Origin of the sequence: Halomonas sp. SIMBA_159 (assembly GCF_046536035.1) — a bacterium.
Taxonomy (GTDB): Bacteria; Pseudomonadota; Gammaproteobacteria; order Pseudomonadales; family Halomonadaceae; genus Vreelandella; species Vreelandella venusta_A.
The window spans coordinates 1-272 of the sequence record NZ_JAWJBT010000577.1 but is presented as its reverse complement, the minus strand read 5'-3'; the positions used below and the strand labels follow the sequence as shown (position 1 = coordinate 272).

The window sequence follows — 272 nt, the reverse complement described above, 5'->3', positions numbered from 1 at the left end:
ATCGCGGCCTCACTTGGCGATATGCGCAATTGTGGCGATTTCCACCAGCGCGTCAGGTTTTACCAGTCCGCACTGAATGCAGAATCGCGCCGGTTTATCACCCGGAAAAAACTCGGCGTAGATTTCGTTAATCGCGGCGTAATTTTTCCAGTCGGTAATAAAGATGCTGTTGAAGGTCACATCCGCCATCGTGCCACCCGCCGTCTCGATCACCTTGCGGATAGTTTCCAGAACGTGGCGGGTTTGCGCCTTTGGGTCATCGGCAAACAGCA

General features: G+C 53.7%; 1 protein-coding gene. It reads right to left on the bottom strand.

Annotation, left to right across the window (positions count from 1 at the left end):
* Positions 1–9: 9 nt before the first annotated feature.
* Positions 10–272 (bottom strand): 3-aminoacrylate deaminase (gene rutC / locus R0J87_RS20520; RefSeq protein WP_283668819.1); only part of this gene is annotated, 263 nt, incomplete at its 5' end.